This is a genomic window from Simplicispira hankyongi, from assembly GCF_003570885.1.
Taxonomy (GTDB): domain Bacteria; phylum Pseudomonadota; class Gammaproteobacteria; order Burkholderiales; family Burkholderiaceae_C; genus Simplicispira; species Simplicispira hankyongi.
Window position 1 is genome coordinate 426,181 of record NZ_QXJC01000001.1, and the last position, 14,263, is coordinate 440,443.

Below are 14,263 nucleotides of genomic sequence, written 5' to 3' on the forward strand. Positions count from 1 at the left end.
AGGCGACGATGAAAAAACAATGCAAATCCCTGCTCGCGTTGCTGGCCTTTTGCATGGGCACCGCATGGGCCGCACCCAGTGCCCAAGAAATCCTGGCTGCAAGCGATGCCGTGCGCAACCCGGACTTTTCGTTTGGGCTGACCAATACCCTGATCGAATACCGCAAGGGGCAGCAAACCGATACGAATACGCTGGCCATCTATTCCAAGGCCGACGCCAGCAGTGGACAGTTTCGCAGCCTGGTGCGTTTCGTGGCGCCGGCGCGCGATACCAACAAGCTCATGCTCTACAGCGGCAAAGACCTGTGGTTTTTTGACCCAAGCAGTAAGGCCAGCATCCGTTTGTCGCCGCAGCAGCGCCTGTTGGGGCAGGCATCGAATGGCGATGTGGTCACGGTCAACCTGGCCAAGGACTACGGTGCACAGCTGGCAGGAGAAGAAGACACACAGGATGGCGAGCGCAAGACGCGCCACTGCTACAAACTCGCCTTGAGCGCCCAAACGCCCGATGTCAGCTACCCCCGCATTGACATCTGGATCGACACCGGCAACCACCAGCCCATCAAGGCGCGTTACTACGCCGACAGTGGCCAGTTGCTCAAAACCGCCTACTTTCGCCACTACCAGCGCCATCTGGGGCAGGAGCGTCCTACCGAGACCGTCATCATCGACGGGCTCGACCCGACTTGGGTCACGGTGATGCGCTTTACCGACTGGACCCGGCGCGAGGTGCCCGACGCCTGGCTGCAGCGGGACTACCTGCCCCGCTTCAAACCCGAGTAGCGCCCCATGCGACTTGTCCTGCCCACGCGCTGGCGCCAGCGCAGGCTATCGATGGGTGCATTGGGTGCATTGGGTGCACTGGCCGTCGCCCTTGCGTTCCCAGCCGCAGCCCAGTCAGGCGATATTGATGCCTTGCTGCTGGCCGATGCCCCTGCCGCGCCCACGGTCGCCGCCCGCGACTGGCAATTGTTTTCCGAGCTTGCTGCAGGCCAGGTCCACACACTTTTGGGTCGTGATCGCGACAACCAACGCGTATCGCTGGATCTGCAAATAGACCACTCGCTGGCGCCCGGTTGGCGTGCGGTGCTCGCCGATCGGCTGGACGTGAGTTGGCCACCGCAGGGCGGACAAGAACACCCCATCAACACACTCAATGAAGCATGGGTGGGCTGGCAAGCAAGTGACACCCAGGCGGTGGATCTGGGCCGTATCAATGCACGGTTTGGCGTCGCCACCGGCTACAGCCCGACGGACTACTTTCGCACGGGTTCCATCCGCTCCGTGGTTTCGGTAGATCCAGGCAGCCTGAAGAAAAACCGCCAGGGCGCTTTCATGCTGCGCAGCCAGGCGGTCTGGGACCAGGGGGCGCTCACCGCCTTGCTCTCCCCGCGCTTGGCTGCGCAACCCAGCAGCGCCCCGTTTGCGCTTAACGAGGGCGCAACCAACGCCAGCAACCGCTGGCTGCTGGCATGGAGCCAGCGGCTGAACGACCAGTTCAATCCGCAGTGGTTGCTCTACGGGGAAGAGCGGCAAGCTCCTCAAACAGGGTTCAACCTGGCGACACTCGTCAACGACTCCACCGTAGCGTTCGCCGAGTGGTCAGGGGGGCGCAGCCGCTCCCAGCTGGCACAGGCGTTGGACCTCCCCGAAGACCGCAGCTTTCACCAGCGGCTGAGTGCCGGTGCCACCTGGACCGCAGCCAGCAAGCTCTCGCTCACCCTGGAATACTCCCGCAACAACACCGCCCTTAGCGCCCCGGCATGGCGAGCATTGCAAAACAGCGCGTCCATCGGCTATGCGATGTACCGCAACTGGACCATCACCGCCCAGGAAATGGCGACGCACAACATGTATGCCGTGTACGCCCACTGGCCGGATGTGCTTGTGCCGCATTTGGAGCTGAACGCCATGGTCCGAGCCAATGCCGCTGACCACAGCCAACTGCACTGGCTGGAGCTGCGCTACCACTGGAGCCAAATCGATCTGGCCATGCAATGGCAAGGCAGCAAAGGCAGTGCGCGCAGCGAGTTCGGCGCGGTGCCCCATGCGTGGGAGTTGAGTGTGCGCAAGTATTTTTGAGTTCAGGCACAGTGGTCTGCCTGTTTTTGCGCTGGCGGTACACCCCCAGTTTTCCGCGCTGGTCCCACCACGGCATTCAAGGCGATCCGGTGGTCAAATGCGAATTTCAACCATAGCTCACTGCATCCGCCTTGGTCTCTGGCCACCTGAACTCCAGCTTTTTGAGCTGGCCTTTGTTCATGGGGCGGCATCATGCACCAAGCAGGCAGTCACACCGCTTGCACGCCAAGGCTCCTTCGTATCCATACCATCCGCGTTGCGGGTGAGGCGGGTTTCACCGGCCGGACCCTGCCGGCCTACAGCTCGGGCGCCTGGTACACCAGTACTTTCAGCGCCCGTTCGGGGTCCAGATCAGCAAACACGGCTGGATTGGCCACCCGCTCGACAAATACCAATTCCGGCGCCACTTCTTGCATCTGGTCCTGCAAAAAAGCCACCCCCAGTTCGGGCGCATTCAGGCACAGCAGCGCGTGCCCGCCCGGCGCCACCAGGTCCGGCAGGCGCCGCATGAGCCGGGCGTAGTCCTTGGTCGCCACGAAGCTGCCCTTCTGGTAGCTCGGCGGATCGACGATCACCAACCCGTACGGCCCGCTGCGCGTGATCTTGCCCCAGCTGCTGAAGATGTCGTGCGGCAGAAAGCTCGCCCCCGCGGTGATGCCATTGAGCTGGTGGTTCTGCTGGCCGATGGCGAGTGCGCCGTGGCTCATGTCCACGTTGACCACCTGGCGGGCGCCCGCCTGCAGCGCCACCACCGAGAAGGCGCAGGTGTAGGCAAACAGGTTGAGCACCTTCAGGCCGTAGCGATTCGTTCGGCGTGCTTCGGCATATTCGCGCACCCAGCGCCTGCCCTCGGCCATGTCCAGGAACAGGCCGTGGTTCTGGCCCCTTTCGATATGCACACGAAACCGCGCACCCTGCTCGGTCACGACATGCGGGGCGGGCACGCTGCCGGCCAAGATGCGGGTTTCGGTGCGCCCGTGCGTGCGCAGTGGCTCATTGCGGCACTGAAATACCCAGTGGAGCGCCTGACCGGGCGCCAGCGCCTCCCAGCGCCTGGCCAACGCGGCGCCGATGAGGGCAATCTGAGCGTCTGTGCCCTCCTCCGCAGACAGGAAGCTGGTGAGCACAAAAACGGGGGGATAGGCGTCGAGCGTCCAGTGCTCGCACCCAGCATACAGCCCACCCCGGCCATGGAAGATGCGTTGGGCGTCGGTGGGCAGGGCCATCGTGGCGATGGCGTTCAACAAGGCTTGCATTGGCAGATTGTCGGTGCTGCGGCTACAGTGGCCGCTCCCAGGCCAAATGGCTGTCTGTCAAAGGAATCGAATGTTTGCCCTTCTCGGAACCCTCATCGTCGGCCTCATCGTCGGCCTGATTGCCCGCGCGGTAAAACCCGGCGACGACAAGCTGGGCTGGATCATGACCATCGTGCTCGGCATCGCCGGCTCGTTCCTGGCGCGCTATGTCGGCGTGGCCATGGGCTGGTATGCGCCGGGCGCACCCGCAGGGTGGCTGGCGTCCATCTTCGGCGCGATCGTGCTGCTGGTGGTCTACGGCCTGGTGAAGAAGAAGGCGTGAGCCATGAGGGCATTCCTCGTGGCAAAGGAGACGAAAATTTGTAGTAAAAATGGCCTCTAGCGCTTATGTGGTAAGCGCTGATAGCTATAAAAACAGGAGAGAATTTCCGGCTGCCTCCGGTGCCTCCGGCCCGGTCTGGCGCGGGCGGGCGGGCAATGCCGGGCTCAGAGGCCTGGTTTTTTCGCGAACTGCGGAAAGACCTCCTGAACGGCCGCGCCATCGGCACGCCAGGAATGGCATTTGTCCACGAAAAATGGCGCCACCCCGCCACGGCCCATGCCCGACAAGGGGTTGGTACCTTCCGGCGTGCGTCCAAATCCCAACGTCTGGAAGGCCACGGTGGCGGTGGCTTGCAGCAGTTCGCTCAGATGCGTGCAGGAGGCTGAAGGGGGAAGCCGGGCCTTCAGCGCCTGGCGCCAGCCCGGGCCCAGCCGCAGGCCCTTGAGCGACTGCAGCGCTGGAATCGCATCGGGGCAGATGCCAAACGGCGAGGCGTCGGTGGCGGCTTCAATGGCCAGCACCTGCATAGCGTCGTCCAGCGTGAGGCGTACCCACATGTCGTGCACCGGCTCACCCTCGCCGATTGGCTCGTTGCGATAGTTCAGATGGGCGAAGGGCTTGCGGTCGGTCAAGCGGCCCTCGATGTCCCACAGGCCGTCTTCGCGTGCGAAGCCCTGGAACTCAAGGGCGCGCCGGTGCAGCGGCTTGCGCGGGCTGGCGTCGGACAAGGGCATGGCAACCAGGCTCAGGCGGTCGCCGCGCTGCGCTGCAGAGCCTGCGCCTGCGCCTGGGACTTGAGCTTGACCTTATCGACCTTGCCCACCGGGAGCAACGGCAGTTCGGCGCAGACGATGAAGCGCTTGGGCACCTTGTAGTTGGCCAATTGGCGTTTGCACCAGTCGGCAGCTTCCTTCTCGCTGATCTGCCGGCCCGGCGCGGGCACCACATAGGCCCAGCCTACTTCGTCGTAGAGCGGGTCGGGCACGGAGACGACGGCGCTCAGCACCACCGCCTCGTGGGTTTCCATGGCCAGTTCGACCTCGCGCGGGTAGACGTTGTATCCGCCGGACTTGTACATCTCGCTGCGCCGGCCGATGAAGCGGATGTTGCCATCCTCGCGCAGCACGGCGGTGTCGCCGGTGTGCAGCCAGCCGTCTTCGGTGAAGGCTTCGGCGGTGGCCTGGGGCCGGTTCAGATAGCCGCCCATGCAGTATTCGGCGCGCACCTGCAGCTCCCCGGGCACGCCGGGCGCACAGGGCTGGCCATCGTCGTCCGCCACGCGCACCTCGCCCACGGGCGTGGCCCGGCCGATGGTGTTGGCCAGCGTTTCCACGTCGGCGTCCGGGTCGGAATAGGTGACGGAGCCGCAGGTTTCCGTCATGCCATAGGTGAGGCCCATCGGGCAGCCGGTGCTGCGGATCAGCTCCAGCAGTTCCGGCGCCATGGCGGCGCCGGAAAACACGAACCAGTCGAGCTTGGCCAGCAACTCTTTGGAAAAGCCGGGCTCATCCACCATCATCTTGAACATCGTGGGCAGCAGGATCAGGGCGTTGATGCTCCCAGCCTGGAGGGCGGCAACGAATTCCGCCGCCGAGAAGCGCTCGGTAAAGCGCAGCGTGCCGCCGCCAATGAAGGTGAACAGCCCCAGGAAATGCATGCCACCGATGTGGTTCACCGGCAGCGGGTTGATGACGCGGGGGTAGCTGCGGGTGGCAAAGCGTTCGTTCTGCGTACGGCTGCGGCGGATCAGCTCGCGGTGGCGCAGCAGCACCCCTTTGGGCTTGCCGCTGGAGCCCGAGGTGTAGACCAGCAGCGCGGGCGCGGTGTCCTGCACTGCCGCGCGGGCGCTGGCAAGCTGTGCGTCGAGCGCAGGATCGGCGAACGAGACCGCCCAATCGTCGAAACTGGAGCCGTCGGGGCCGCGCCGCTCGATGAGGACGGTGGCGCGGATGCCGGGGTTCTGCTGCGCCAGGATTTCGATGTCGGGCGCGTACGAACGGCCCTCCAGGGAATCGATGGACAGCAGCAGCTTGGGCTGCGCATCGCCGACCACATAGCTCAGTTCGGGCAATTGGTAACGGGGATTGAGACCCAGCCACAAGACGCCGATTTTCGCGGCGGCAAGAAAGCTGATGAAGGCCTCGGGGCGCGGCGGGCACAGCATGGCGACGCAGTCGCCGCCCTGGAGGCCATGGGCCAGGTAGGCCCGCGCGCACTGGTCCACCTTGCGGCGCAGCTCTGCATAGGTGATGCGCGTGGCACCGAACAGGATGGCATCGCGCTCGGGGTGCTGCGCGGCGTGCGCGTCCAGCCAGTCGGCCAGTACCCGGTAGGCGGACGGGTCGCTCTGCGGAGATTGGAGTGGGGTTTCAAGCATGACCGGCCTTTCCCGTCAGTTGCTGCGTGAAGCTTTCGCGCGCGCGCCGGCCTTCGTCGTCGGTCATGCAGACCAGCATGTCGTCCATATCGCTGTAGCTGGCGGTTTTTGCCAGCGCCAGGCTGTAGGCGTTGACCGAGCGCTTGATGATTTGCGCCGCCAGCGCGGGCAGCGCCGCCACTTCCTGGGCCAGCTCCATGGCGGCGGCCACCGCGCCGCCGGGCTCGGCCACGTGTTCGGCAATGTTCCATGCCGCCAGCTCTTCGGCGCCATGGCGCCGGCAGAGGATGGAGATCCACTTCGCACGGCCCGGGCCCGCCAGCGCGGCCAGGCGGGGCAACGTGCTCCAGCCGTAATTCAGGCCGAGGCGGACTTCCGGCACATAGGCAAAGGCATTGCGCGCAAACACGCGCCAGTCGCACGCCAGTGCCAACCCGAAGCCGCCGCCCACCGCGCCGCCTTCGACCGCGGCAATCGTCACCGCCGGCATGGATTGCCACAGCTCGGCCATGCGCGCGCCTTTGTCCGTCATGCGGCGCACCTGGTTGACGTCCGGCTCTTTCTCGATGGCATCGAAGGTGCTGATGTCGGCGCCTGCGGAAAACGCCTGCGGCCCACCGGTCAGCACAATGGCTTTGACCGAAGCGTCCTCACGCAGCGTCTCAGCGGCGTCGATGAGGGCGCTGATCAGCGCGTCGTTCAAGGCATTGCGCTTGTCCTGGCGCTGCAGCGTGACAAGGGCAATGCCGGTGGCCGGCTTCTCGATACTTACAAGGGGGTGCGTCATTCGGTGACTCCAGAGGGAATGGGAAGGGTGGCAACGACCTTGCCGGCATACGCGCCGCAGGCCAGTTGTTCCAGCGCGTGGGCAACGCCTTCGAGCGGTACGGTGTCTGCGATCGCCGGATTCAGGCGGCCTTGGCGGTACCAATCGAACAGCGTTTGAAAGGACTGGCGGGTCTGCGCGGGGCGCAGTTGCTGGTAGGGCCCCCAGTAGCAGCCGACGATGTCGATGTTCTTGACGAGGATGTGGTTGGCGCGCAGCGTCGGCGCCTGCCCGCTGGTGAAGCCCACGACGACCAGCCGGCCCTCGAACTGCAGGCAGCGCATGGCGGCGGCGGTCGCGTCTCCACCGACCATGTCGAGCACGACATCCACGCCAGCGCCCACATCCGCTTGCTGCAGCGCGCGCTTCAAGTCGCCCGCCGACCACGCCACGAACGCGTCGGCGCCAGCCTGCATGACGGCGCCACGCTTGGATTCGCTGCGCGAGACCCCGATCACCCGGGCGCCAAGCGCCTTGCCCACTTGCACGGCGGCCAGGCCCACCGCCCCGGCGGCACCGAGCACCAGCAGCGTTTCCCCGGGCGCCAGGCGGCCGCGTTCGCGCAAGGCGCAGAGCGCGGTGCCGTAGGGAATGTAGAAACCGGCGGCCTCATCGTCGGGCATGGCTGTGGGCACGCGTGCGAGCCGGTGCTGGTGCATCACGGCCCATTCGGCATAGGCGCCGGCGCCGACCTGCCCCATGACCCGCTCGCCGGCTGTCAGGCCCTGCACGCCCGCACCCACAGCCACCACTTGGCCGCAGAGCTCGGCCCCCGGCACGAACGGCAGCGCCTGTTTTTCCTGGTAGCTGCCGCCAATGCTCAAGGTATCGGCGAAGTTGAGACCGGCTGCGCGCACCCGCACCAACACGCTGTCCGCGTCCAGCGCCTGCGCTTGCGGGCGCGGCACTTCGGTCACCTGCATGCCGTTGGGCCAGCCGGTTTCGCGGACCAGCAGGGCCCGCATCGTGTTGCCGGAGGGATTGGCCGTCGTCATTGGTTCATGCCAGAAGGCAGCCAAAGAATGATTTGCGGGAACAGGATCAGCACGATGATCAGCAGCACGTGGGCCACCACATGCGGCCAGACCCCGGCGAACACCTCGCCCACCGGCGTGTTGGTGCTCTTGGCGACCACGAACACGTTCAGCCCCACCGGCGGCGTGACCATGCCGACTTCGGCCAACAGGATCACCAGGATGCCGAACCACACCGGGTCGAAGCCCAGCTTGACGACCAACGGCAGCACGATGGGAATCGTGAGAATGAGGATGGAGAGCTGGTCCAGGAAGCAGCCGAGCATCAGGTACAGCACGACCAGGAACGCCAGCACGGTGTAGGGCGACACGCCCGAGCTGCCGACGAAATCCACCAGCCGCTGCGTCGCTTCGGTCATGGTGATGAAGTAGCCGAACATCTGCGCGCAGATGACGATCAGGCCGATCATGGCGCTGGTGGCACAGGCGCGCGAGACTGCGCTCAGGAATACCTTGCGCGTCATGCGGCCCGAGGTCACGGTGAAAACCAGAGCGCCAAGTGCGCCCAGCGCTGAGGACTCGACCGGCGTGGCGATACCCAGGTAGATCAGGCCCGTCACCAGCAGGAAGAGTGCGCAGAACGGCCCCGCCACCTTGATGGAGTCGATCTTTTCCTTCCAGCTGTAGGCCCGGCTTTCGCCCGCACGCGACGGTTCGCGCCATAGCAGCAACCAGATGGTGAAGACGATGACCAGGGTGACGAGCGCCCCGGGAATGATGCCGGCGACCAGCAGCTTGGCCACGCTGGTGCCGCTCAGAAGGCCGTAGAAGATCAGGGCGACACTGGGGGGAATCAGCATGGCCAGCGTGCCGGAAATCGCCACGATGCCCTTGGCGAAACGCGGCTCGTAGCCCTGCGCGATCATCGACGGAATGCTGGATTTGGACAGTGTGGCGGCCGCCGCCGTGCTGGAGCCCGAAATCGCACCGAAGGCCGCGCCGGTCAGGGCCGTCGCCACGCCGAGCCCGCCCGGCAGGCGGCCCACCCAGGCGGCAATCGCCATGAACAGCGAATCGGAGATCCGGCTGGCGACCATGAACTCGGCCATCAGCAGGAACATCGGGATGGTCATGAACTCGTAGCTACCGACGGCCGAGGCCGGTGCCGTCGCGAGGATGCCGGTCAGCAAGTCGGTTCCGCCGAAGAAGACCAGGCCAATCGAGCCGGCAATGCCCAGTGCAAAGGCCACGGGCAAGCCGACCGCCAGCAGCGCCAGCAGCAACACAACAACCAGAGCGAGCGTCATGTCAGTCCTTCACGAGGATTTGGCGGGAGTTTTCCAGGCCGATGGCTTCCCGGAATTCCTCGTCCGCAACGCTGCACCAGTGCGCAAGGGCGCGGTGCAGCAGGCGCAGCGACAGCGACGCGGCACCGATGGGCACGATGATCTTGGCACTCCAGGTCGGCCAGATCAGAGCGCCCATGAGCGCATCGTTGTTGTCCCAGGCTTCGTAGGCATCCCACGCGCTGAGCCAGCAGATGCCGGCAAATATGACCGCCGCCACAAGAAACCCCGCCCCCATCACCGGGTGGTAAACGTTCAGCGGGATGTGGCGCGCGAAGTAGTCCACGGCCACGTTTTCGTTGGTGCGCAGCGTGTACGAGAACGCGAAGAAGAACGAACCGATCAGCAGGTACTGCGTGACCAGATCGAAAGCCCAGCGGATCGGGTGGTGAAAGGCGTAGCGCATCACCACGTCCGCAGCTGTTATGCCCATCATGGCCAGCACCGCCAGACCGGCAATGGCGATGAACGCGAAGTCCATCTTCCAGAGCCAGCGGTCGGACCTGAACAGCAGGGCTTTCATTGGGCGACAGCCTTGCGGAAGTCGCTCAGCACGGCGGTGCCCGGCTTGTTGCGCTTGTCAAGGGAAGTGGCCCATTCGGCGGCGACGTTTTGAAGCTTCGTGTTCAGCGCAGCCAGTTGGCCAGGGGCCATGGCATTGCCCTTCACACCGTCTTTTTCGAGCTCTTGCACCACCTTGACTTCCTGCGCATCGACGTACTCGCAGTGGTTCTTGGTGGCGAAATCGCCGGCTTCGACCAAGGTTGCACGCAGCTCTTGCGGCAGCCGCTTCCAGGCGCGGTCGCTGATCGCGTACACCGTGATGAAGCTGCCCAGGCTGACGTCTGTCGTCATGTGCCTGAGCTGCGTCTGCATGTCGAAGACCTTCACGCTCTGCAACGGGGCCAGCGTGCCATCAAGCGTGCCGCGGCTGAGCGAAGGCAGGATGTCCGGGCCAGGCATGCGCACCGGCACCGCGTCGACCACGTTGGCCGTGATATCCATCGCACCGCCCGCAGTGCGCAGCTTGAGCCCGGAGAAGTCCTGGATGCTTTCGATCTTGTTCTTTGTGGTCAGCACCTTGTAGGGTGCGTAGGCCACCGACACCAGGACGCGCACCCCATTGGGCTTGAATTCCTTTTCCGCAAGCACGCCCCCGGCCTTGACCAGCGAGGCATAGGCATAGGTTCCCTGGCAGGCGTTGTTGAACATGGCCGGCAGTTCGGCGACCGAGGACATCGGGAACTTGTCGCTGATGTAGGAAGGGGAGATGTCCGCGATGTCGGCCACCCCGGTCTGCAGCAGCGTCAGCAAGTCCTTCCCCTTGCCCAGCTGCTCCGCGGGAAAGTACTGGAATTCGATCTTGCCTTTGGACAGCTCGGTCGCCTTCTTCATGAAGGGGTATGCGGCATTGGTCACCGTGTAGTGCGACACGGGCATCCAATCGGCGAACTTGAGCTTGACGGCCTCCTGGGCATGCACCGGCGCGCCCTGCAGCGCCAGGGCCAGCAATACGGCGGCGGCGGCGCCGGCTCTCAGGGTGTGGTGCAAAGGGGCATTCAAAGCGGTACGGCGGAACAAGGAGTAAGGCGTTTGCATGTGGGTCTCCTGAAAAATGGAAGCTTTTCGCATGGTGTGCTGGACGTTTCCAACGCTCCCATGCACCTAGACTGCCTCGCGCCGCGGTCAGGCGGCGGGGGCCGAATCCTCTAGCAGGTGGGCCGAAGCCATGGCGGCGGCGGTTTGCACAACCTGCGCCAAATGCTCCACGCCCACCGATTTCATGCGGCTGGACGGACCCACCACACCGATGCTGAACAAGCCCAGCATGGGGCCCACGGGCACTGGGCAGGCCAGGCTGTAGGCACCTTCGTCGATTTCGCCGTCGCACACCGCGTAGCCGTCATGGCTGACCTTACGCAGCGTCGTCATGAAGCTGCGCAGGCTCTGGTTGCCTTCGAAAGGCAGGCTGCCGGCCTCGTACATGTTCTCCACCAATTGCTGGTCGGCGTACGCGAGGATGGCCTTGCTCGATGAGCAGGTGTCCAGCGGGCGCTCGCCAGTGCCGGGATGGATGTACGAACGCTCGGCCTGCGCCGGGGTAACGGCGTGGACAAGGGTGACCGCACCGTTGACAAAGCGCGCAAAAAAGGCGGTCTCCTTCAGTTCCGCAACCAGGAACTGCAGGGCAGGCTGAAAGGCCTTGGTCCGGTTGTCCGCCGTGAGACTGCGCCGCAGCAGCTCCTTGAACGCCGGCCCGAGCAGGTACGACCCTGCGGCATCGGTTTGCAGGTACCCCACTCCGGACAGCGCCGTGGCAATGCGGTGCGCACTGCTGCGGGGCAACCGTGTATCGCGGGTCAGTTCACCGAGGGTGAGTCCCACGGAACTTTTGGACACCGCCAACAGCACCTGGTGGTAGCGCGCAAGGGGGCTGGGAGTGGACATTGGCTTGCTCATAAATCGGGATAACGTCCCGAATAATAGGACGGTCATCCCGAAATACGATCTGGTGAAAACCCTTGGCCATTCGAACCCGGAAAACAAAAAAGCCCGAACCCCCATGAAGGTTCGGGCCTGGCCATCGGACGGCAAAGGCGTGCTTGTGCTGCCGCAGCACGCCCAGTGGCCTGTTGGCACCAGGAGGGCCGCCCCGCGGGAGATGAACCGACCTTCAGGCCATGCTGAACAAGTCCCTCACGCGCCGCGCATCCGTCCCTCGGGCGGTCTGCGGCGTTGCCAATCCTCGCCATCACTGCGGCGATGGCTGCGGCTTGCGCCTTGCCTCCCATCCCGATGCACGGCGCGCGTCATCGCGGTGACTTGTTCAGCATCGCCTTAAGGCAGGCTCTACATCACCGGGCTAGGATGTCGGAGCTCAGCGTGACGATGGGCACGACCTGGCCGGCCTGTTCGGGCAATGATGCGCAGGAGCGGCGCGGTCAATGCGTGGGGCGTTCAGCGCCGGGATGGCAGGTGGTTGTGGGCGCCTGGGTTTCGCCGTCGTTCTCCGAGCCCCACTCGGCCCAGTCTTCCCCGAACAGCTCCGCCGGGTGCGGCGTGCGGTCCGAGCCGTTGCCGCAGCGCATGTCGCCCACAGGGCAGTACAAGTCGCAGCCCCAGCACACCCGTTCGGGGTGCGCGGGGGCCTTGGGAAACTTCTTGGCTGCCACGGCTGCGCTCGGTGAGGGGGTGCGCTCCCGCCTACTTGCGTGCCGGCGGCACGTCCGTGCAGCTGCCGTGCGCAATCTCTGCCGCCATGCCGATGCTCTCGCCCAGCGTGGGGTGCGGGTGGATGGTCTTGCCGATGTCCACGGCGTCGGCGCCCATCTCGATGGCCAGGGCGATCTCGCCGATCATGTCGCCCGCATGGGTGCCGACGATGCCGCCGCCGAGAATCTTGCCGTGGCCATGCGCCTCGGGCGAGTCGTCGAACAGCAGTTTGGTGACGCCCTCGTCGCGGCCATTGGCGATGGCACGGCCGGAGGCCGTCCAAGGGAACAGGCCCTTCTTGACCTTGATGCCCTGGGCCTTGGCCTGGTCTTCGGTCAGGCCCACCCAGGCCACTTCGGGGTCGGTGTAGGCCACGCTGGGGATGACGCGGGCGTTGAAGGCGGCGCTGGCCAGCTCCTGGTTGCCCTGCAGTTCCCCGGCGATGACCTCGGCCGCCACATGCGCCTCGTGCACCGCCTTGTGCGCCAGCATGGGCTGGCCCACGATGTCGCCGATGGCGAAGATGTGCGGCACGTTGGTGCGCATCTGGATATCGACGTTGATGAAGCCACGGTCCGTGACGGCCACGCCGGCCTTGTCGGCGGCGATCTTCTTGCCGTTGGGTGTGCGGCCTACCGCCTGCAGCACCAGGTCGTAGGTTTGTGGTTCGGGAGCTTGGCCGCCCTCTTCCGCTGCGGCAAACGTCACCTTGATGCCCTCCGGCGTGGCTTCAGCCCCCACCGTCTTGGTCTTGAGCATGATGTTGTCGAAGCGCTTGGCATTCATCTTCTGCCAGATCTTGACCAGGTCGCGGTCGGCGCCCTGCATCAGACCGTCCATCATTTCCACCACATCCAGGCGTGCGCCCAGCGTGCTGTACACGGTGCCCATTTCCAGGCCGATGATGCCGCCGCCCAGGATGAGCATGCGCTTGGGAACGCCTTGCAGCGCCAGGGCACCTGTGCTGTCCACCACGCGCGGGTCTTCGGGCATGAAGGGCAGGCGCACGGCCTGGCTGCCGGCGGCGATGATGGCGCGCTTGAAGGCAATGGTCTTCTTGCTGCCGGTTTTGTCCTGCGCCGTACCGGTGGTTTCCTCAACCTCCAGATGGTTGGCGCCGACAAAGCTGCCGTAGCCGCGCACGATGGTGACCTTGCGCATCTTGGCCATGGCGGCGAGGCCGCCGGTGAGTTTGCCGACGACCTTTTCCTTGTGGCCGCGCAGGGTCTCCACGTTGACCGTGGGCGCGCCGAATTCGATGCCTGCGGCGGCCAGGTGGCCCACTTCGTCCATGACGGCCGCGACGTGCAGCAGCGCCTTGGACGGAATGCAGCCGACGTTCAGGCAGACGCCGCCCAATGTCGCGTAACGCTCGACCAGTACCACCTTGAGGCCCAGGTCGGCCGCGCGGAAGGCGGCCGAGTAGCCGCCGGGGCCACCGCCGAGCACCAGCAGGTCGCAGTCCAGATCGGCATTTCCCGAGAAGGCGAATGCTATTGGATTCGTAGCTGCTTGTGCTTGTGGTGCCTGCGCTAGAGCCTGTTTTGGCTCTGAATTCTGTGCAGAAGCAGGGGCAGATGCCGGGGCGGCAACGGGTGCTGGCGCAGCGCCAGCGTTCTGCGTCTCCAATGTGAGCACCACGCTGCCCTCATGGATCTTGTCGCCGAGTTTGACCTTCAGTTCCTTGACCACGCCAGCGTGGCTCGACGGGATTTCCATCGAGGCCTTGTCGGACTCCACGGTAATCAGGCTTTGCTCGGCCTTGATGGTGTCGCCGGGCTGGACCATCACTTCGATGATGGCCACTTCGGCGAAGTCGCCGATGTCGGGTACTTTGATGTCGATGATTGCCATATCTGACCCCCTGC

At 65.0% G+C, this 14,263-nt stretch carries 14 protein-coding genes; 3 read left to right on the plus strand and 11 right to left on the minus strand.

Features of this window, described 5'->3' with window-relative positions:
* The first annotated feature begins 8 nt into the window (after positions 1-8).
* Positions 9-782, plus strand: a complete 774-nt coding sequence (locus tag D3F03_RS01915; RefSeq protein ID WP_119107670.1) for an outer membrane lipoprotein-sorting protein — start codon at positions 9-11, stop codon at positions 780-782.
* A 6-nt stretch (positions 783-788) separates the two neighbouring features.
* A complete protein-coding gene (locus D3F03_RS01920; RefSeq protein WP_147414691.1) occupies positions 789-2,081 on the plus strand; it encodes a hypothetical protein in 1,293 nt (430 codons plus the stop codon).
* Positions 2,082-2,377: 296 nt separating this feature from the next.
* On the opposite strand, the gene D3F03_RS01925 is transcribed toward D3F03_RS01920, so the two are convergent.
* A complete protein-coding gene (locus D3F03_RS01925; protein ID WP_119107672.1) occupies positions 2,378-3,337 on the minus strand; it encodes a class I SAM-dependent methyltransferase in 960 nt (319 codons plus the stop codon).
* A 70-nt stretch (positions 3,338-3,407) separates the two neighbouring features.
* On the opposite strand from D3F03_RS01925, the gene D3F03_RS01930 reads away from it, so the two are divergent.
* Positions 3,408-3,659, plus strand: a complete 252-nt coding sequence (locus D3F03_RS01930; protein WP_119107673.1) for a GlsB/YeaQ/YmgE family stress response membrane protein — start codon at positions 3,408-3,410, stop codon at positions 3,657-3,659.
* A 164-nt stretch (positions 3,660-3,823) separates the two neighbouring features.
* Here D3F03_RS01930 and D3F03_RS01935 read toward each other — a convergent pair whose 3' ends face one another.
* The 10 genes from D3F03_RS01935 to lpdA form a co-directional block, all read right to left on the minus strand.
* Positions 3,824-4,393: a DUF2889 domain-containing protein gene (locus D3F03_RS01935; protein ID WP_119107674.1), complete on the minus strand. Its 570-nt coding sequence runs from the start codon at positions 4,391-4,393 to the stop codon at positions 3,824-3,826.
* An 11-nt stretch (positions 4,394-4,404) separates the two neighbouring features.
* On the minus strand, positions 4,405-6,036 hold the full coding sequence (locus D3F03_RS01940) for a class I adenylate-forming enzyme family protein (RefSeq protein WP_119107675.1): 1,632 nt from the start codon (positions 6,034-6,036) through the stop codon (positions 4,405-4,407).
* Positions 6,029-6,823, minus strand: coding sequence for an enoyl-CoA hydratase/isomerase family protein (locus D3F03_RS01945; protein ID WP_119107676.1), 795 nt, complete (start codon positions 6,821-6,823; stop codon positions 6,029-6,031). Before D3F03_RS01945 ends, D3F03_RS01940 begins: the two co-directional genes overlap by 8 nt.
* Entirely contained in the window at positions 6,820-7,857 is a 1,038-nt protein-coding gene (locus D3F03_RS01950) for an NADPH:quinone oxidoreductase family protein (RefSeq protein ID WP_119107677.1), read from the minus strand. The genes D3F03_RS01945 and D3F03_RS01950 overlap by 4 nt, the downstream gene beginning before the upstream one ends.
* Entirely contained in the window at positions 7,854-9,143 is a 1,290-nt protein-coding gene (locus D3F03_RS01955) for a TRAP transporter large permease (protein WP_119107678.1), read from the minus strand. The genes D3F03_RS01950 and D3F03_RS01955 overlap by 4 nt, the downstream gene beginning before the upstream one ends.
* A 1-nt stretch (position 9,144) precedes the next feature.
* Positions 9,145-9,705, minus strand: coding sequence for a TRAP transporter small permease (locus tag D3F03_RS01960; protein WP_119107679.1), 561 nt, complete (start codon positions 9,703-9,705; stop codon positions 9,145-9,147).
* Entirely contained in the window at positions 9,702-10,781 is a 1,080-nt protein-coding gene (locus tag D3F03_RS01965; RefSeq protein WP_158606122.1) for a TRAP transporter substrate-binding protein, read from the minus strand. Before D3F03_RS01965 ends, D3F03_RS01960 begins: the two co-directional genes overlap by 4 nt.
* An 87-nt stretch (positions 10,782-10,868) precedes the next feature.
* The gene (locus tag D3F03_RS01970; RefSeq protein WP_158606123.1) at positions 10,869-11,630 is read right to left on the minus strand and encodes an IclR family transcriptional regulator; all 762 of its coding nucleotides are present in this window, start codon (positions 11,628-11,630) and stop codon (positions 10,869-10,871) included.
* A gap of 494 nt (positions 11,631-12,124) precedes the next feature.
* Positions 12,125-12,355: a DUF3079 domain-containing protein gene (locus D3F03_RS01975; protein WP_119107682.1), complete on the minus strand. Its 231-nt coding sequence runs from the start codon at positions 12,353-12,355 to the stop codon at positions 12,125-12,127.
* Positions 12,356-12,386: 31 nt separating this feature from the next.
* Entirely contained in the window at positions 12,387-14,249 is a 1,863-nt protein-coding gene (lpdA, locus tag D3F03_RS01980) for a dihydrolipoyl dehydrogenase (protein WP_119107683.1), read from the minus strand.
* Positions 14,250-14,263: the final 14 nt, after the last annotated feature.

Excerpts from the sequence above, each read along its gene's own strand:
- D3F03_RS01915 (WP_119107670.1), top strand. The coding sequence starts at position 9 with ATGAAAAAACAATGCAAATCCCTGCTCGCGTTGCTGGCCTTTTGCATG.
- D3F03_RS01920 (WP_147414691.1), top strand. The coding sequence starts at position 789 with ATGCGACTTGTCCTGCCCACGCGCTGGCGCCAGCGCAGGCTATCGATG.
- D3F03_RS01925 (WP_119107672.1), bottom strand. The coding sequence starts at position 3,337 with ATGCAAGCCTTGTTGAACGCCATCGCCACGATGGCCCTGCCCACCGAC.
- D3F03_RS01930 (WP_119107673.1), top strand. The coding sequence starts at position 3,408 with ATGTTTGCCCTTCTCGGAACCCTCATCGTCGGCCTCATCGTCGGCCTG.
- D3F03_RS01935 (WP_119107674.1), bottom strand. The coding sequence starts at position 4,393 with ATGCCCTTGTCCGACGCCAGCCCGCGCAAGCCGCTGCACCGGCGCGCC.
- D3F03_RS01940 (WP_119107675.1), bottom strand. The coding sequence starts at position 6,036 with ATGCTTGAAACCCCACTCCAATCTCCGCAGAGCGACCCGTCCGCCTAC.
- D3F03_RS01945 (WP_119107676.1), bottom strand. The coding sequence starts at position 6,823 with ATGACGCACCCCCTTGTAAGTATCGAGAAGCCGGCCACCGGCATTGCC.
- D3F03_RS01950 (WP_119107677.1), bottom strand. The coding sequence starts at position 7,857 with ATGACGACGGCCAATCCCTCCGGCAACACGATGCGGGCCCTGCTGGTC.
- D3F03_RS01955 (WP_119107678.1), bottom strand. The coding sequence starts at position 9,143 with ATGACGCTCGCTCTGGTTGTTGTGTTGCTGCTGGCGCTGCTGGCGGTC.
- D3F03_RS01960 (WP_119107679.1), bottom strand. The coding sequence starts at position 9,705 with ATGAAAGCCCTGCTGTTCAGGTCCGACCGCTGGCTCTGGAAGATGGAC.
- D3F03_RS01965 (WP_158606122.1), bottom strand. The coding sequence starts at position 10,781 with ATGCAAACGCCTTACTCCTTGTTCCGCCGTACCGCTTTGAATGCCCCT.
- D3F03_RS01970 (WP_158606123.1), bottom strand. The coding sequence starts at position 11,630 with ATGTCCACTCCCAGCCCCCTTGCGCGCTACCACCAGGTGCTGTTGGCG.
- lpdA (WP_119107683.1), bottom strand. The coding sequence starts at position 14,249 with ATGGCAATCATCGACATCAAAGTACCCGACATCGGCGACTTCGCCGAA.